Here is a 15,320-nt window from a genome sequence, read left to right as displayed (position 1 = left end):
CGGGTTCAGGCATTCCGATGACGCTCGCGTCGGTCCGCGGTCGATCGTTCCCGCTGATGGGAGCCATCGGAGATGCCCGTCGGGCACCCGTTGCCGCCCGCCCCGGATGCGTGGATCATCGGTCCGGCGCCGATCGCGCACACCGCCCCACGCCGAGCTTCCGGCGCGTACTCGAACAGGGTCATGTCCCGGAGCCGACGGCCCACACGGCCGTCTGGTGTCCGTGTCCTTCCCTGCCCTCCGCGGATCCGAGAAGCCCATGCCCAAGGTCGACGACCCCACCGCCCCCCGAATCGCCGTCGTCGGAGCGACCGGCGCGGTGGGCGGGACCCTGCTCGAACTCATCGAGGGCCGCCGCCTCCCGTACCGGCGACTGCATCTGCTGGCCTCCCCCCGCTCGGTCGGCCGTACGATCCCCGTCGACGGCCGGGACCACCGCGTCACCGAGCTGTCCCGGTTCGACTTCGGCGTGGTCGACGCCGCGCTGTTCTGCGCCGGCGAGGAGGTCAGCAGGGCCTGGGTCCCCGTCGCTGTCGCCCACGGCGCCCTGGCCATCGACAGCACCCCCGCCTTCCGGATGGCTCCGGGCACTCCTCTGGTCGTCCCGCAGCTCAACGCGGGCGAGCTGGGCCGCCGTCCGGCCGGCGGGGTGATCGCGGTGCCCGGCGCCGTCACGGTCCCCCTGGTCCGCGTGGTGCGGGACGTGGAGCGCCGCTGGGGGATCCGCCGGATCGTCGTCAGTACGTACCAGGGGGCCTCGGGCGCCGGGCACGCCGGCGTCGAGGAGCTCCAGGACGGCTCGCGTACCGTCCTGCAGGACCCGGGGGCCACCGTGGTCTCGGCGGAGTTCTCGCCCGCGCTGGCCTTCAACGTGCTGCCCGGCATCGGCGACGTGCTCGAGGACGGCTCGACCCGCCAGGAGCGGGAGGTGGTCGACGAGGTCCGCAAGGTCCTGGGTCTTCCCGGCATCGAGGTCACGGCGACCTGCGTACGGGTCCCGGTGGTCAGCGGGCACGGCGCGGCGGTGCGGGTGCAGTGCCGTTCCGTGGTGGACCGTGCCGAACTGGTCGCCCTGCTCAGGGCGTTGCCCGAGGTCACGGTCCATGACGGCGCCGGCCCGACCCCGGCGGCGCTGAGCGACCCGGACCGCCTCCACGTGGGTCGGATCCGGGTCTCGGCCACCGCCCCCGACGGCTTCTGGCTGTGGCTGGCCAGCGACAACCTCAGGGTCGGCGGCGCGCTGGACGTCGTACAGATCGTGGAGGAGCTCCTGGCCCGGGGCACCCTGTGAGCGGTCAGTGGGCCACCAGCGGCCGGTCCTGCTCCATGAACCGGACCATCCAGTCGATGAACACCCGCATCTCACGCGTGAGGTGACGCCCGCACCGCCAGGCGATCTGCGTGTACACCTCGAACGGCGCCTGCCAGTCCAACACGGTCAGCGACTTCGCCGCGACCTCGTCGGCCACCGCCATCGCGGGCAGCACACTGACGCCGAGACCGGCCGAGATCCCACGCTTGATCGACTCGATGTTGCCGAACTGCAGCAGTGGCACGGGCTCCTCGGCGCCGCCGTTGAGCTCCGCCTCGAACATCGCCCCGTACGAGCAGCCGGCCTCCGGCGCCAGGATCGGCACCGTGCGCAGATCGCTGGTGGAGACGTCGCGGACGCCGGCCAGGACATGGTCCGGGGCGGCGACCGCGACCAGCGGTTCGGGGCCGAGGACCTCTGTCCTGACCCCCGGGTGCTCGGTGTCGGCCTCCATGAGGAAGCCCAGGTCGAAGCTGCCCTGCCGCAGCGCCTCGCAGGTGTCCCTGCACAGGCTGGGCCGCAGGGCGAGCTGCAGCCGCGGGTAGCGGTGGTGGAAGTATTCGAGGACCGGGGGCATCCGGTAGGAGGTGATGCTCTCCATCGTGCCGATGGTGAGGACCCCGGACGGCTCGGCCCGGCCGGTTGTCCGGTCCCGGGCCTCGTCGACCAGGGACAGGATCTGCTCGGCGTACGGTACGAGCCGCTCACCGGCCGGTGTCAGCCGGATCCGCCCCCGCAGACGCTCGAAGAGCTCCACACCCAGCGCCACCTCCAGGCCCTTGACCTGGGCGGTCACGCTGGACTGCGCGTACTTCAGGTCGGCCGCGGCGCGGGTGAAGCTGAGCAGCGTCGCGACCCGGTGGAAGGTGGTGAGCTGCTTCAGATCCATGCGCTGTCCCGGCGCCGCGCCGTCCCCGGGGTGGCGGCGGTCACTGCCAGCCCATGTCCGGCCGCGGGGCGCCCGTGACCGGCGCGGACGCCTCGACGGCCTGCGGCACCGCGGTGGTGGCGGCCTGTGCGGCGGCGGGCGCGAGCAGCGCCGCGGCGCCTATGGCGATGGTTGCGGCGGCCTTGACCATACGTATGCGAAGCATGACGAACATCCCCCTGTGATTTCGCTCAGCCACAGCATCACCATCCATCACAGGGCCGGGAAGGGTTTCCGGGTGGCCGGATTGGGCCCTGGCCCAATCCGGCCACCCGGGCCGTGTCGGCCGTGGCAGGGATAATGGCGGCTACGGGATGGACGGGGGCCGATGCTCGAACCACTGGGACTGGACAAACCGACCGAGGCTGTCTACCGGGCGATGCTGAGCCGCCCCCGGGACGACGCCGAAGCGCTGGCCGAGCGGCTCGGGATGTCGGAGGAGGCCGTGCGCGAGGCGTGGGACCGGCTGTCCGAACTCTCGCTGGTGCAGTACGCCCAGGACGCCGCCGACCGCCCGACCGGCGCTTCGGCCCCGCCCCGCGCGGTCAACCCGGAGGTCGGCCTGGACTACCTGCTGGCCCAGCGGCAGGCCGAGTTCGCCCTGGAGAGCCAGCGCATCGCGGGCGCCCGGGCGGCGGCGCGGCAGCTGATCTCCGAGTACGAGGACCTGCGCCCGGTCGGGGCGCCGGTCAGCGTGGAGCACCTCGCCGACGTCGACGAGGTCCGGGCCCGCCTCGCGGTGCTCACCGAGAACGTCCGGACCGAGGTGATGGCCTTCGTCCCCGGCGGGGCGCAGACGGAGGCGAACATGGCGGCGTCCCGCCCGCTCAACGAGCGGCTCCTGGGCCGGGGCGTCACCATGCGGACGATCTATCTGGACAGCGTGCGCAACCACCAGGCCGGCGAGGCGCACGCCAAGTGGCTGACGGAGCTGGGCGGCGAGGTCCGCACGGTCGCCGTGCTGCCGCTCCGGATGACCATCGTCGACCGTACGACCGCGATCCTCCCCGTCAACAGCGAAGACAGCGGTGAGGGCGCGGTCGCCCTCACCGGCCAGGGCACGCTCACCGCCTTGTGCACCCTCTTCGAGACGGTGTGGCAGAACGCCCGCCCGCTGGGCCGGGCCCCGCGCCGCGACGAGGGCGAACTGGACCACCAGGAGGCGGCCGCCCTGCGCCTGCTCGCCGAGGGCCACACCGACGAGGGCATCGCCAAACGCCTCGGCGTCTCCTACCGCACGGCCCGCCGCATCGCCACTGTCCTGATGGAGCGCCTGGGAGCCCGAAGCCGCTTCGAAGCCGGCGCCCGAGCGGTCCAACGCGGCTGGCTTCCCCCGGGCGCGTAGCCCTACCGCACGCTCAGCGGCCGCTGGTCCGTCCACACCTCGTCGATGTGCGCGAGGCACTCTTCCCTGGTCCCCGCCACACCCGTGTCCCGCCATCCCAGAGGCAGTTCGCGCCCTTCGGCCCAGATCGAGTACTGCTCTTCCCCGTTGACGACAACGGTGAACCGCTCCACGCCGCACCTCCACGTACACGCCGGCCCGACAGCCCGGCTACCTCATTGCGCGCCCCAGCCTGATCGGCCCACCCGCGCACCACAACACCCACCCCATACCGGCTCCCGAACCCCACTATCGCCGCAGCCGATTGCCGCAGCCGCAGCGGCTTCTGGGTGAGCCGTCCTCGGGATCCGAACCTCAGAGCTCAGCTGACGCGGTGATCCAGCCGACTCCGTGTTCATGGCCCCGCACTTGGGCCAGGGCAGTGGGCCCGGTGGCTTCGTTGCTGGCGCAGCACCGTCGGAAGGCGTGGGGACCGTGGCAGGAGTGGGACCTTCAGCTGATGCCCCGCCTTGAGCGATAGAAATCAGAGCACAATCAGAGTACAGTCTGAGTATGGGCATCGCATCTTTGGCATTCGAATCGGAGTCTGTCTCGTTCACCGATCTGTCGCGGAACCCGAAGGCTGTCGCCGCCAGGGCCGCCGCCCTGGGATGCCTGCGTGTCACGCACCGTGACGCGCCCGACATGGTGCTGACCACGGCCATACACGCAGAGCGCACCGAGGAGAACCTGACCACCGCGTCCCGGCTGTTCCTTGCACTCATGAAGCAGGACGACGGTGCCAAGTCGCTTCTGCTCGCGTTGCCCGAGGTGTTCCCGTGGGTGCGTCACCTGGACGCCGAGGAGGTCCGGGAATTCACTGTCGAGCTCCTGGGAGCGCTGTCCGACGCCGCTGAGCTGGGCGCCAGGGAGGCTGTGCATCGAGCGATCGTCTCGTGGCGGGCAACTGCCCGCATCAACGCCGACCCCGACCAGCTCAGGGAAGCCCTCCGTCCGCTCGGTGACGTCGACCTCGGCCCGGTCGAGGTGCACGAGTGAGCCCGAAGAAGGGCGATCGGGTCAGCGTCCCTCCGCTGAGCGGCTGGAACGTCATCCACGGGACGACCGAGGCCGCGACCGGTTGGGAAGAGTTGTGCCGGGTGGCGCTGCCGAACGCGCACCGCTGCCTGGAAGCCCTTCGCACGGACCCGCTGTCGCGGGCCGACTGGAACCGTCAGCACCAGCTCCGCGGTCGGCATGCCACCAGGGAGTGGAAGGGCTCCGAGCTGGAGCAATGGGAGTACGAGATCACCAGCGGCGGCCGGGTCCGCTACTTGGTCAGCCCGGAGACCTCGACCGTGATCCCCGTCTATGCCTCCCCGCGACACCCGAAAGACACTGAGTAGCACCGTCGCTCCAGGTGCTGGCGAGGCCGACACGACGGGCGGTCCTTCGATCAGTCGGCGGCTGGGCAGGGCAACCGTCGGTACGCGGACAACGTCCCAGCCTCTGCGGCACCGGCGTAGGCGGCCTCGGCCGGGCGGGCGAGGCCGCCGTTTCGTCGAGGGAGCGCAGTTTCAGGAGGACGAAATCGTCCTCCGCGTCGATCCGTTCGGCGCGGCCCAGCGCGGTGGACCACAGGGCCCATTCGCATCGGCGTCTCGGTGATCCGTGGACGGCGGACGCGGCCCGCGGCATGCTGCGGCGGGCCGCCACGGGCTGCCTCGGGTAACGTCCAACCTTCTTGCTTGGGGAGAGCCCGGCAGACACCCCCGCATCGCTAAAAGGCCGCCTTGAGTCGCTTGGCTGCCTCCTGGAGGACCTCCGTCTGCTTGCAGAAGGCGAACCGTACGAAGGGTGCGCCGGCCTCGCGGTGGTCGTAGAAGACGGCGTTGGGGATGGCGACGACGCCCGCTCGCTCCGGAAGCGCACGGCAGAAGGCGAAGCCGTCGGACTCGCCGAGCGGGCGGATGTCGGTGGTGATGAAGTACGTGCCCGCGGTCCTGAACACCGAGAAGCCCGCCTCGGTCAGGCCCGCGCTCAGCAGGTCACGCTTGGCCTGCATGTCCGCGCGGAAGGCGGCGAAGTACGCCTCGGGCAGGTTCAGCGCCTCCGCGACGGCGTACTGGAATGGCCCCGACGACACATACGTCAGGAACTGCTTCGCCGACCGGACCGCCGTGACCAGTTCCGGCGTCGACGTCACCCAGCCGACCTTCCAGCCGGTGAACGAGAACGTCTTGCCCGCCGAGCCGATGGTGACGGTCCGGTCCCGCATCCCGGGGAACGTCGCGATCGGCAGGTGCTCGGCGCCGTCGAAGACCAGGTGCTCGTATACCTCGTCGGTGACGACGAGCAGGTTCCGTTCGACGGCCAGGTCCGCCACCGCGGCCAGTTCCTCACGCGTCAGGACGGTGCCGGTCGGGTTGTGCGGGCTGTTCAGCAGGATCAGCCGGGTGCGTGCCGTGACCGCGTCGCGTAGTTCGTCCACGTCGAGGACGTGGCGGCCGTCACGCGGATGCAGGGTGACGGGTACGCGGCGGGCACCCGCCATGGCGATGCACGCGGCGTAGGAGTCGTAGTACGGCTCCAGCGCGATCACCTCGTCGCCGGGCTCCAGCAGCGCCAGCAGGGACGCGGCGATCGCCTCCGTGGCGCCCGCGGTGACCAGGACCTCCGTGTCGGGGTCGTGGACCAGCCCGTACAGCCGCTGCTGGTGGTCGGCGATCGCGGTGCGCAGTTCGGGCACTCCGGGGCCCGGCGGGTACTGGTTGCCGCGCCCGTCGCGCAGGGCCCGGACCGCGGCCTCACGGATCTCCTCCGGCCCGTCGGTGTCGGGAAAGCCCTGGCCGAGATTGATGGAGCCGGTCCGCACTGCCAGTGCGGACATCTCCGCGAAGATCGTCGTTCCGAATTCCGCGAGACGGCTGCCGAGCAGCGGTCGTCGGGGCTCCTGCGAAAGGCGTCCGCTCATGGCGGCCATCCTGCGCAAAGCTCTGGACTTCCTCAAGTGTGCTTTGACCCGGCGTGGCCCGGGGGATCCCTGGCACAAGCGATCGAAGGAAGAAATCGAGCCGATTCGGGAAGCAGGTGGGGATCATGGGAGCGGTCGTCTTCGTGATCGTGGTACTGGCAGTGGTGGGCGTGGTGCTGGCCATATCCAAGGCAGCCGGTTCCGGGGGCGCCGACCGGGCGCGCAGGCGCCGTCGCCGCAGCTGGGCCGGTGACTCCTTCTCGTCGTACGGCAGCGGATCTTCCTCCTGCGGCGGCTCCTCCTGCGGCAGCTCGTCGTCGTGCGGCGGGGGCGGAGGCGGGGGCTGCGGCGGCGGCAGCTGATTCCGGCCTATGCCCGGCGGATTTGCTCCACCATTGAACAGTTGAACCGTGTGGCCCCCGAGGGGATGGAAACCGCGCGAAGTTGGGTAAAAACGCTGTGAGCGCTGCGCAGTTCATGATTCCCTCGCTGTTGAGAAAACAACAGCCGTTGTTCCTCACGGGCGGACCCCAGCAGCCGGTCCGGGTCCCCCTGTTCCCCCACACGTTCCGCCGGACGATCCCGGCCAAGCCGCCTTATGTGTGTTTGCGGAGCCCACCCATGCTCACGAGCCTCAAGACCGCCTATTCCGACACGCGTGCCGCCGATCTCGCCTGGGCCCTGGGCCGGGAACCCCTGCCGGCCCTCGCCGTGCTCGACCTCGAACTCTCCGGTGCCCGGATCCAGTTGAGGCTGCTGGGCGCCTCGCACCAGGTCCTCCTCGAAGAGGAGGCCGGAACGTGTTCCGAGACGGTCGCCTGCATGCCCGGCAGCAGCACCCCGCTGCCGCTGGGCGTGGCCAAGCACTTCGGTGCCTGGGAGTACGAGTTCGCGGCACGCGTCGAGACGCTGTCCCAGGGGTCCTTCGCCGGCCGGGCTCAGGAACTGCTGGCGCTGGTCGCCGACCACCCCAACGGCCTGGCCGGCACCTTCCCCGGCAGCCCGCACGCCTTCACCGCGATGCTCGCACAGCGGTACGAGGGACAGGTGTGGTGGCGCACCTGGCACGCCTATCCCCAGGACGGACAGCTGGTGGTCACCAGGACCAGGGTCGGGGTGCGCGCCCACGCCACGCTCTGAACGGCACTCCGAAGTCACCGACTTGCACTCGTGTGGGTGACAAGCGGTCCAAGGGCTCGTGACGTAGCGTTCCCGACATGATCGAAGCGCAGGGCACCGTCGTGTCCGGTGGCCCGGTGCCGCCCGGACCCCCGGGGAGCGCCCGGCGGCTTCCCGTCGGCCCCCGCACGGGCCGGCTGCTCGTCCTCGCCACCGTGTTCCTCTGCGCCGCCTGCGGCCTCGTCTACGAGCTCGAACTGGTCGCCCTCGCCTCCTACTTGACCGGCGACTCCGTCACCCAGGCCTCGGTGGTCCTGTCCGTCATGGTCTTCGCCATGGGCATCGGCTCCCTGCTGGCCAAACGGCTCCGCTGCCGGGCGGCCGTGGGATTCTGCCTGATCGAGGCCGCGCTCGCCGTAGTCGGCGGCAGCTCGGCGATCGTGCTGTACGCGAGCTTCGCCTGGCTCGGCGGCGAACGGTACGCGCTCGTGGCCTTCTCCCTCGCCATCGGGGTGCTCATCGGTGCCGAGATACCGCTGCTGATGACGCTGATCCAGCGGGTCTCCCGGCAGGACGCGGGCGGCGCAGTCGCCGACCTCTTCGCCGCCGACTACGTGGGCGCGCTCGTCGGCGGCCTGGCGTTCCCCTTCCTGCTGCTGCCGATGCTCGGCCAGCTGTCCGGCGCCCTGCTCACCGGCGCGGTCAACGCCGCGGCGGGCGGCGCGCTGGTGCTGTGGCTGTTCCGCCGGGACCTCACCCCCCGCCTCCGCGTGCTGCTCCTCGTCGTCAACCTCACCGTCGTGACCGGACTGGTCTGCGTCTCGCTCCTCGTCGACGACTTCGAGCGGGCCGCCCGGCGCGCCGTGTACGGGCCGCAGGTGCGGGTCGCGGTCCGGACGGAGGTGCAGGAGGTCGTCCTCACCGGCCGGGCCGGCGGCGGGCCGCTCGCCCTGTACATGGACGGCCGGCTGCGCGTCAGCGGCCGGGACGGGCGCCTGTTCCACCGTGCCCTGGTGCGGCCCGCGATGCGCGGCCGGCACGAGCGGGTGCTGATCCTCGGCGGCGGTGACGGGCTCGCGGCCCGCGAGGTGCTCGACCGGCCCGGCGTCCGCTCCGTCACCCTCGTCGAGCTCGACGAGACCGTCGTCCGGCTCGCCCGCACCGACCCGGCGCTGGCCGCGCTGAACGGGCGGGTCTACCGCGATCCGCGGCTGCACGTCGTCACGGCCGACGCGTTCCGCTGGTTGCGCACGGCGCCACGGCACGCCTTCGACGTGGTGATCTCGGACCTGCCCGATCCCAGCGCCACGGCGAGCGCCAAGCTCTACTCCGCTGAGTTCTACGGCCTCGCCTCCCAGGCCCTCGACGACGGTGGCCGTCTCGTCGTCCACGCGTGTGCCCCGTCGGCGCGGCGGCAGGCCTTCTGGACCGTGGACGCCACCCTGCGCTCCGCGGGCCTGCGCACCCTGCCCTACCGGGGTCCGGACGCGGCCTGGGGCTTCATCCTCGCCTCGCCCCGCGAGCCCCTGCCGATCGGGACCGGGACCGGACTGAGCCCGCTCGGCACCCCGCCCCTGCCGGGGCCGCCGCCGTCGACACTGGTGCATCCGCGGTACGCGTGGCATCCGTGAGGCCCGGCAGACCCGTGCGGCTCCGCGTTCGGGGGTCACACGGCACGGTCCATGGGTACGCTCGGGTTCCATGGAACACGAGGTCTACCTTCCGGTTCCCGCAGAGGCGCTGCGCGAGGTGCTGCGCGATCCCGCGAGGGTCGCCGGATGCGTTCCGGGCCTGCAGCAGGACGCCGGCGGCGCCCCTGGCAGCGGCCGTCTGAGGATCCGCATCGGCGGGCACTCCATCACGTACCGGGGCGCGCTCCGCGTCTCGGAGGGGGACGACGGCTTCGCCGTCGAGGGCGAGGGCACGGAGGCCCGTGGGACGGGCTCCGTGAAGCTGGCCCTGACGGTCGTCCTTACCCCCGCCGGCAGCGGTACGTCCCTGGCAGTCACGGGCGAGGGGCACCCCGAGGGCCGTATCGCGGAGCTGGACCCCGCGGTGGTGTGTGCCGCGTCCCGCCGGCTGCTGGACCGGTTCGCCGAGGCGCTGGCCGGTGCGGCGGGTACGGCGACTGCGGCGCGGCCGGCGGGTACGGTCACGGCCGACGCGGGTGACGACGGGAGCCCCGGGGGACGCCCCGATCCCGAGGACCCTGACCGCCCGGAACCGTACTCAGGCGACGACACCTCCGCCGACGACGAATCCCCGGAGGACGCCGAGGAGGCCGAGGCCGCGGCCGACGAGTCCGCCGACGAGTCGGACCGCGCGGACGCCGAGGCCCCGGCCGTACGGGACACCGCCGCGGACGTCGGCGCCGACCCCGAGGACGACCCCGACGACGAGGGCGAGGACGCGGGCAACGGCAACGGCGGCGAGAACGGCGAGAACGGCGAGGGGAACGGCGACGAGAACGGCGACGACGTGATCGGTGACGATCTCGACGCCGAGCTCGGCGTACCGGACTCCGACGGCCGGCGTTCGGTGTTCGACGCCGAGGTCCCGCCGCCCTCGCTGGATCCCCTGTCCGAGGAGGAGTTCGAGCTGCTGGAGGAACCAGAGCCCGCCGCCGAGGCCGCGCACGCCCGCCGCACGATGATCGGCCGCAGCGCGGAGGAGGTCGACCACGCCCCGCCGCGCGGCCGCTACGCACCGGTGCCCGCCCCTTCCGCGGCCACCGCGGGCACCACCCTGCGCTGGATCGCCCCGGCCGCCGCGCTCGCCGTGGCCTCCGCAGTGGTGGTCGGGCGCGTCCTGCGGCGCCGCAAGTAGTGTCGGGCTGTGAGTAGCGAACACGAGAGCACCGGGCGCGACGGGGTCCTCCTGTCCGCCGCGGACGTGGAGTTGACGGTCCGTCCGGAGGACGGCTGCCGGATCGCGAGCCTGCTGGTCGGCGGCACGGAGCTGCTGCGGCAGGGCGACGACTACGGATGCTTCCCCATGGTCCCCTGGTGCGGGCGGCTGGAGCACGGCCGGTTCCGCGACGGCGCCGCCGTCCACCGGATGCCGCTGAACGCCCCGCCGCACGCCATCCACGGTCTTGCGCGGGACGGGGTCTGGCATACGGCGCAGGCGGGCAAGGCCGAGGCCTCCTTCACCTACGACCTGGCCGACCCCTGGCCGCACCCCGGCAGGGTCACCCAGGTCTTCGAGCTGGAGCCGGACTCGCTCACGGTCCGGCTCGGCATCGAGACGTACCAGGACTCGTTCCCCGCGCAGGCCGGCTGGCACCCCTGGTTCCGCCGCAGCCTCGACGACGGCTCGGGCGACGGGGACGTACGGATCGCCTTCACCCCGGCGTGGCAGGAGGAGCGCGGTGAGGACCACCTGCCGACCGGCCGGCGCATCGGTCCGGCCCCCGGCCCGTGGGACGACTGCTTCGGCATGCCGGACGGCGTGGACGTGACGCTCACCTGGCCGGACCGGCTGGAGCTGAACGTGCGGAGCCGTGAGCAGTGGGTCGTGGTCTACGACGAGCAGGACGAGGCGGTGTGCGTCGAGCCGCAGTCGGGCCCGCCGAACGGTCTGAACACCGCTCCGCGCCTGGTGACCCCCATCGATCCGCTGGAGGTCTCGATGACCTGGTCCTGGCGGCGGCTGGGCCGCTGAGCGCGCATTAGGCTCGTGAGCATGAGCGACGCACGTGGTGACCTGCTTCAGCAGATCAAGGACAAGGCCGTGGTGCACGGCAAGGTGACCCTCTCCTCCGGCAAGGAGGCCGACTACTACATCGACCTGCGGCGGATCACCCTCGACGGCACGGCGGCGCCGCTGGTCGGCGAGGTGATGCTCGACCTGACGGCCGAGCTGAACTTCGACGCCGTCGGCGGACTGACCATGGGCGCCGACCCGGTCGCGGGTGCCATGCTGCACGCCGCCGCGGCCCGCGGCCGCGCCCTTGACGCGTTCGTCGTCCGCAAGGCGGCGAAGGCCCACGGGCTGCAGCGCCGTATCGAGGGCCCGGAGATCAAGGGCCGCCGGGTCCTGGTGGTCGAGGACACCTCGACCACCGGGGGCTCCCCGCTGACCGCCGTCGAGGCGGTGCGCGAGGCGGGCGGCGAGGTCGTCGCCGTGGCCACGATCGTCGACCGCGCCACCGGCGCCGGCGAGAAGATCACCGACGGCGCGGGCGTTCCGTACCTCTTCGCGTACTCGCAGGAGGACCTCGGTCTGGCCTGACCCGGGTGCCGGAGCGGCCCGGTCCCGGCCGCTTGTCCGGGCCACCTGTCCGGCTACCGGTCGGGCCGCCGGACCGGGGTCCCGGCCGGGCTACCGTCAGGCCCGGTCCGGAGCCTTCCGGAACCTGACCTTCCGTCGGCTGCAGGCCTGGTGGCCAGCGGTTATTGCGCCGCGTGGAGAGTTTCACGTGAAACGCTCCACCCCAGGCCGCGAAGAGGGGAGAGTCTGGGAAGATAGGGCGCGACGATGACGTCGACCCCAGGTCAGGGCCAGCACAAATCGCACACCCGCACATCACAAGGAGCGGACGTATGCCCATCGCAACCCCCGAGGTCTACAACGAGATGCTCGACCGGGCGAAGGCAGGCAAGTTCGCCTACCCGGCCATCAATGTGACCTCGACGCAGACCCTGCACGCTGCGCTGCGCGGCTTCGCGGAGGCCGAGAGCGACGGCATCATCCAGATCTCCACCGGCGGAGCGGAGTTCCTGGGCGGCCAGCACAAGAAGGACATGGTGACCGGCGCGGTCGCGCTCGCCGAGTTCGCGCACATCGTCGCCGAGAAGTACGACGTCCACGTCGCGCTGCACACCGACCACTGCCCGAAGGACAAGCTGGACGGCTACGTCCGCCCGCTGCTCGCCGTCTCCGAGGAGCGCGTCAAGGCCGGCCGCAACCCGCTGTTCCAGTCGCACATGTGGGACGGCTCCGCCGAGACCCTGGCCGACAACCTGGCCATCGCCCAGGAGCTGCTGCCCCGCGCCGCCGCCGCGAAGATCATCCTTGAGGTCGAGATCACCCCGACCGGTGGCGAGGAGGACGGCGTCACCCACGAGATCAACGACGAGCTGTACACCACCGTCGAGGACGCGATCCGCACCGCCGAGGCCCTGGGCCTGGGCGAGAAGGGCCGCTACCTGCTCGCCGCGTCCTTCGGCAACGTCCACGGCGTCTACAAGCCGGGCAACGTCGTGCTGCGCCCCGAGCTGCTCAAGGACCTGCAGGCGGGCGTCGGCGCCAAGTTCGGCAAGGCCGCCCCGTTCGACTTCGTCTTCCACGGCGGTTCCGGCTCCAGCAAGGAGGAGATCGCCACCGCCCTGGAGAACGGCGTCGTCAAGATGAACATCGACACCGACACCCAGTACGCCTTCACGCGTCCGGTCGCGGACCACATGTTCACGAACTACGACGGTGTCCTCAAGGTCGACGGCGAGGTCGGCAAGAAGAGCACCTACGACCCGCGCAGCTGGGGCAAGCTCGCCGAGGCCGGTATGGCCAAGCGTGTCCTGGAGGCCTGCCACGACCTGCGTTCCGCGGGCACCAAGCTGAAGTAGCAGTCCCCGCACCAGCCGTCCGGGCCCGGCGCTCCCGCTCCGCGGGGGTGCCGGGCCCGCGGAACGCGGGGACCATCGCGGTATGGGCACCACCGGCCAGCCCGTCCCCGCCGGCGGGGTACGCCTCTCGACCGCGACCGGGCGCCGGGTGCTGCTCACCACCGTCCTCGGATCCGGCATGGCGATGCTGGACTCCACCGTCGTCAACGTCGCCCTGCCCCGCATCGGCGAGGACCTGGACGCCGATCTGGCCGTCCTGCAGTGGACCGTCAACGCCTACATGCTCACCCTCGCCGGGCTGATCCTGCTGGGCGGGGCCCTCGGCGACCGCTACGGACGGCGCCGGGTCTTCGTCGTCGGCGTCGTGTGGTTCGCGGCGGCCTCGCTGCTGTGCGGCCTCGCGCCCACTGCCGGGGTGCTGATCGCGGCCCGGGCCCTCCAGGGCGTCGGCGGTGCGCTCCTCACCCCCGGGTCGCTCGCCCTGATCCAGGCGAGCTTCCAGCCGGACGACCGCGCCCCCGCGGTCGGCGTCTGGTCGGGGCTCGGCGGCGTCGGAGCGGCGATCGGCCCCTTCCTCGGCGGCTGGCTGGTGGACGGTCCCGGCTGGCGCTGGGTGTTCCTGCTGAACGTGCCGCTCGCCGCCGTGTGCGTCCCGGTGGCCCTGCGGCACGTGCCCGAGTCCCGGGACCCCGCCGCACGGGGACGCTTCGACGCCCTCGGCGCCGTGCTCGGCGCCCTGACCCTCGCCCTGGTCACCTACGCCCTCATCGAAGTGGACCCGTGGACGGGCGTCGCCGGCCTGGTCGCCGGTGTGGCGTTCGTGGTGGTGGAGAAGCGGCAGCCGAACCCGATGCTGCCCCTGTCGATCTTCGAGTCCCGGCTGTTCACCGCGGTCAATCTGGTCACGCTCTGCGTGTACGCGGCGTTCAGCGGCTTCTTCTTCCTGGCCGCGCTGCAGCTCCAGGTCGTCGTCGGCTACTCGGCGCTCGGCGCGGGCGTGGCGCTGCTGCCGATCACCCTGCTGATGCTGCTGCTGTCCGGGAAGTCCGGCGAGCTGGGCCAGCGGATCGGCCCCCGCATCCCACTTACTGTGGGACCCGTGGTGTGCGCGGCGGGGATGCTGCTGATGCTGAGGGCCGGCGAGAACGCCACCTACGTGACCGACGTGCTGCCCGCGATGGTGGTGCTGGGCCTCGGGATGACCACCCTGGTCGCGCCGCTCACCGCGACCGTCCTGGCCTCCGTGGACGTCGGCCGTGCCGGTCTGGCCAGCGGCGTCAACAACGCGGCGGCCCGCGCGGCAGGGCTCCTCGCGGTGGCCGCGCTGCCGCTGCTCGCCGGGATGGGCCCCGAGTCGTACCGCTCGGCGACGGAGTTCCAGGAGACGTTCCGGCGTGCGCTGCCGATCTGCGCCGGGCTGCTGCTCGCGGGCGCAGTGCTCGCCTGGGCGACCGTCCGCGTCCCGAAGGAGGCGGCGGTGTGCCACCCCGAGTGCACGATGCACTGCGGGGTGACCTCGCCCCCGCTGGAGCCGGCCCACGAGGAGGAGCACCCGGGACACACGAGCCGCCCGGACCTGTGACACTGGGATCATGTCCATCCACGAGAACCTGCTGGGGGGACCGCCCCCCACCCGCCTGCCCGACGAACCCGAGCCCCGGGAGCTCCTCGCGAACGGCACGGCGCCCGCCGACGTCGCCGCGAAGTACCCGACGTCGTCGCTCGCCTGGGCCCAGCTCGCCGACGACGCGTTCGCGGCCGGCCGTACCGTCGAGTCGTACGCCTACGCGCGGACCGGCTACCACCGCGGGCTCGACGCGCTGCGCCGCAACGGCTGGAAGGGCCATGGCCCGGTGCCGTGGGAGCACGAGGCCAACCGCGGTTTCCTGCGCGCGCTGTACGCGCTGGCGCGGGCCGCGCAGGCCATCGGCGAGCAGGAGGAGTACGAGCGTTGCAGCACGTTCCTCCGCGACTCCTCGCCCACCGCGGCGGAGACGCTGCGCTGAACCCCGCCGTGTGAGCACCGGACACCGGGCGGCCGAGCGTCCCGGACTGCCGAGCGTTCCCGCGCATCGGGACGTTCCCCGCGGCCGAAC

Annotated in this window: 17 protein-coding genes; 13 read left to right on the top strand and 4 right to left on the bottom strand. The window is 72.1% G+C overall.

What is annotated here, in order from left to right:
* Positions 1 to 259: 259 nt before the first annotated feature.
* Complete coding sequence (locus ACZ4Z5_RS26540; protein WP_468266958.1) at positions 260 to 1,291, top strand: aspartate-semialdehyde dehydrogenase; 1,032 nt, start codon at positions 260 to 262, stop codon at positions 1,289 to 1,291.
* A 4-nt stretch (positions 1,292 to 1,295) separates the two neighbouring features.
* Here ACZ4Z5_RS26540 and ACZ4Z5_RS26535 read toward each other — a convergent pair whose 3' ends face one another.
* Together ACZ4Z5_RS26535 and ACZ4Z5_RS26530 are read right to left on the bottom strand one after the other, a co-directional pair.
* On the bottom strand, positions 1,296 to 2,201 hold the full coding sequence (locus ACZ4Z5_RS26535; protein ID WP_468266956.1) for a LysR family transcriptional regulator: 906 nt from the start codon (positions 2,199 to 2,201) through the stop codon (positions 1,296 to 1,298).
* Positions 2,202 to 2,241: 40 nt separating this feature from the next.
* Complete coding sequence (locus ACZ4Z5_RS26530; RefSeq protein WP_468266954.1) at positions 2,242 to 2,406, bottom strand: hypothetical protein; 165 nt, start codon at positions 2,404 to 2,406, stop codon at positions 2,242 to 2,244.
* A gap of 162 nt (positions 2,407 to 2,568) precedes the next feature.
* Between ACZ4Z5_RS26530 and ACZ4Z5_RS26525 the strand changes: the two genes are divergently transcribed.
* Complete coding sequence (locus ACZ4Z5_RS26525; protein WP_468266952.1) at positions 2,569 to 3,585, top strand: helix-turn-helix domain-containing protein; 1,017 nt, start codon at positions 2,569 to 2,571, stop codon at positions 3,583 to 3,585.
* A gap of 2 nt (positions 3,586 to 3,587) precedes the next feature.
* On the opposite strand, the gene ACZ4Z5_RS26520 is transcribed toward ACZ4Z5_RS26525, so the two are convergent.
* Positions 3,588 to 3,758 (bottom strand): MbtH family protein, encoded by a 171-nt coding sequence (locus ACZ4Z5_RS26520; protein WP_468266950.1) that lies wholly within the window; start codon positions 3,756 to 3,758, stop codon positions 3,588 to 3,590.
* Positions 3,759 to 4,137: 379 nt separating this feature from the next.
* Between ACZ4Z5_RS26520 and ACZ4Z5_RS26515 the strand changes: the two genes are divergently transcribed.
* The gene (locus ACZ4Z5_RS26515; protein WP_468266948.1) at positions 4,138 to 4,623 is read left to right on the top strand and encodes a prevent-host-death family protein; all 486 of its coding nucleotides are present in this window, start codon (positions 4,138 to 4,140) and stop codon (positions 4,621 to 4,623) included.
* Positions 4,620 to 4,970 (top strand): hypothetical protein, encoded by a 351-nt coding sequence (locus ACZ4Z5_RS26510; protein WP_468266946.1) that lies wholly within the window; start codon positions 4,620 to 4,622, stop codon positions 4,968 to 4,970. Before ACZ4Z5_RS26515 ends, ACZ4Z5_RS26510 begins: the two co-directional genes overlap by 4 nt.
* 374 nt (positions 4,971 to 5,344) lie before the next feature.
* Here the strand turns inward: ACZ4Z5_RS26510 and ACZ4Z5_RS26505 are convergent, their stop codons facing one another.
* Complete coding sequence (locus tag ACZ4Z5_RS26505) at positions 5,345 to 6,547, bottom strand: pyridoxal phosphate-dependent aminotransferase (protein WP_468267028.1); 1,203 nt, start codon at positions 6,545 to 6,547, stop codon at positions 5,345 to 5,347.
* A 116-nt stretch (positions 6,548 to 6,663) separates the two neighbouring features.
* Here ACZ4Z5_RS26505 and ACZ4Z5_RS26500 point away from each other — a divergent pair, with 116 nt between their 5' ends.
* The 9 genes from ACZ4Z5_RS26500 (at position 6,664) to ACZ4Z5_RS26460 (ending at position 15,230) form a co-directional block, all read left to right on the top strand.
* Complete coding sequence (locus ACZ4Z5_RS26500) at positions 6,664 to 6,900, top strand: hypothetical protein (protein WP_468266944.1); 237 nt, start codon at positions 6,664 to 6,666, stop codon at positions 6,898 to 6,900.
* Between the two features lie 259 nt (positions 6,901 to 7,159).
* A complete protein-coding gene (locus ACZ4Z5_RS26495; protein ID WP_468266942.1) occupies positions 7,160 to 7,678 on the top strand; it encodes a DUF2617 family protein in 519 nt (172 codons plus the stop codon).
* A gap of 77 nt (positions 7,679 to 7,755) precedes the next feature.
* Positions 7,756 to 9,288 carry a polyamine aminopropyltransferase gene (locus ACZ4Z5_RS26490; RefSeq protein WP_468266940.1) on the top strand — a complete coding sequence of 511 codons (1,533 nt, stop codon included), beginning with the start codon at positions 7,756 to 7,758 and terminating at the stop codon, positions 9,286 to 9,288.
* Positions 9,289 to 9,358: 70 nt separating this feature from the next.
* The gene (locus ACZ4Z5_RS26485) at positions 9,359 to 10,483 is read left to right on the top strand and encodes an SRPBCC domain-containing protein (protein ID WP_468266938.1); all 1,125 of its coding nucleotides are present in this window, start codon (positions 9,359 to 9,361) and stop codon (positions 10,481 to 10,483) included.
* A 9-nt stretch (positions 10,484 to 10,492) separates the two neighbouring features.
* Positions 10,493 to 11,320 (top strand): aldose epimerase family protein, encoded by an 828-nt coding sequence (locus ACZ4Z5_RS26480; RefSeq protein ID WP_468266936.1) that lies wholly within the window; start codon positions 10,493 to 10,495, stop codon positions 11,318 to 11,320.
* Positions 11,321 to 11,341: 21 nt separating this feature from the next.
* The gene (gene pyrE / locus ACZ4Z5_RS26475; RefSeq protein WP_468266934.1) at positions 11,342 to 11,890 is read left to right on the top strand and encodes an orotate phosphoribosyltransferase; all 549 of its coding nucleotides are present in this window, start codon (positions 11,342 to 11,344) and stop codon (positions 11,888 to 11,890) included.
* A gap of 311 nt (positions 11,891 to 12,201) precedes the next feature.
* The gene (fbaA, locus tag ACZ4Z5_RS26470; RefSeq protein ID WP_468266932.1) at positions 12,202 to 13,224 is read left to right on the top strand and encodes a class II fructose-bisphosphate aldolase; all 1,023 of its coding nucleotides are present in this window, start codon (positions 12,202 to 12,204) and stop codon (positions 13,222 to 13,224) included.
* Positions 13,225 to 13,306: 82 nt separating this feature from the next.
* Positions 13,307 to 14,806, top strand: a complete 1,500-nt coding sequence (locus tag ACZ4Z5_RS26465) for an MFS transporter (RefSeq protein WP_468266930.1) — start codon at positions 13,307 to 13,309, stop codon at positions 14,804 to 14,806.
* Between the two features lie 10 nt (positions 14,807 to 14,816).
* Complete coding sequence (locus tag ACZ4Z5_RS26460) at positions 14,817 to 15,230, top strand: DUF3151 domain-containing protein (RefSeq protein ID WP_468266928.1); 414 nt, start codon at positions 14,817 to 14,819, stop codon at positions 15,228 to 15,230.
* Positions 15,231 to 15,320: the final 90 nt, after the last annotated feature.

This window comes from Streptomyces sp. NPDC030222 (assembly GCF_055573115.1).
Note: the sequence above shows the minus strand (reverse complement) of the source record. Positions and strands in the feature narration are given on the sequence as shown.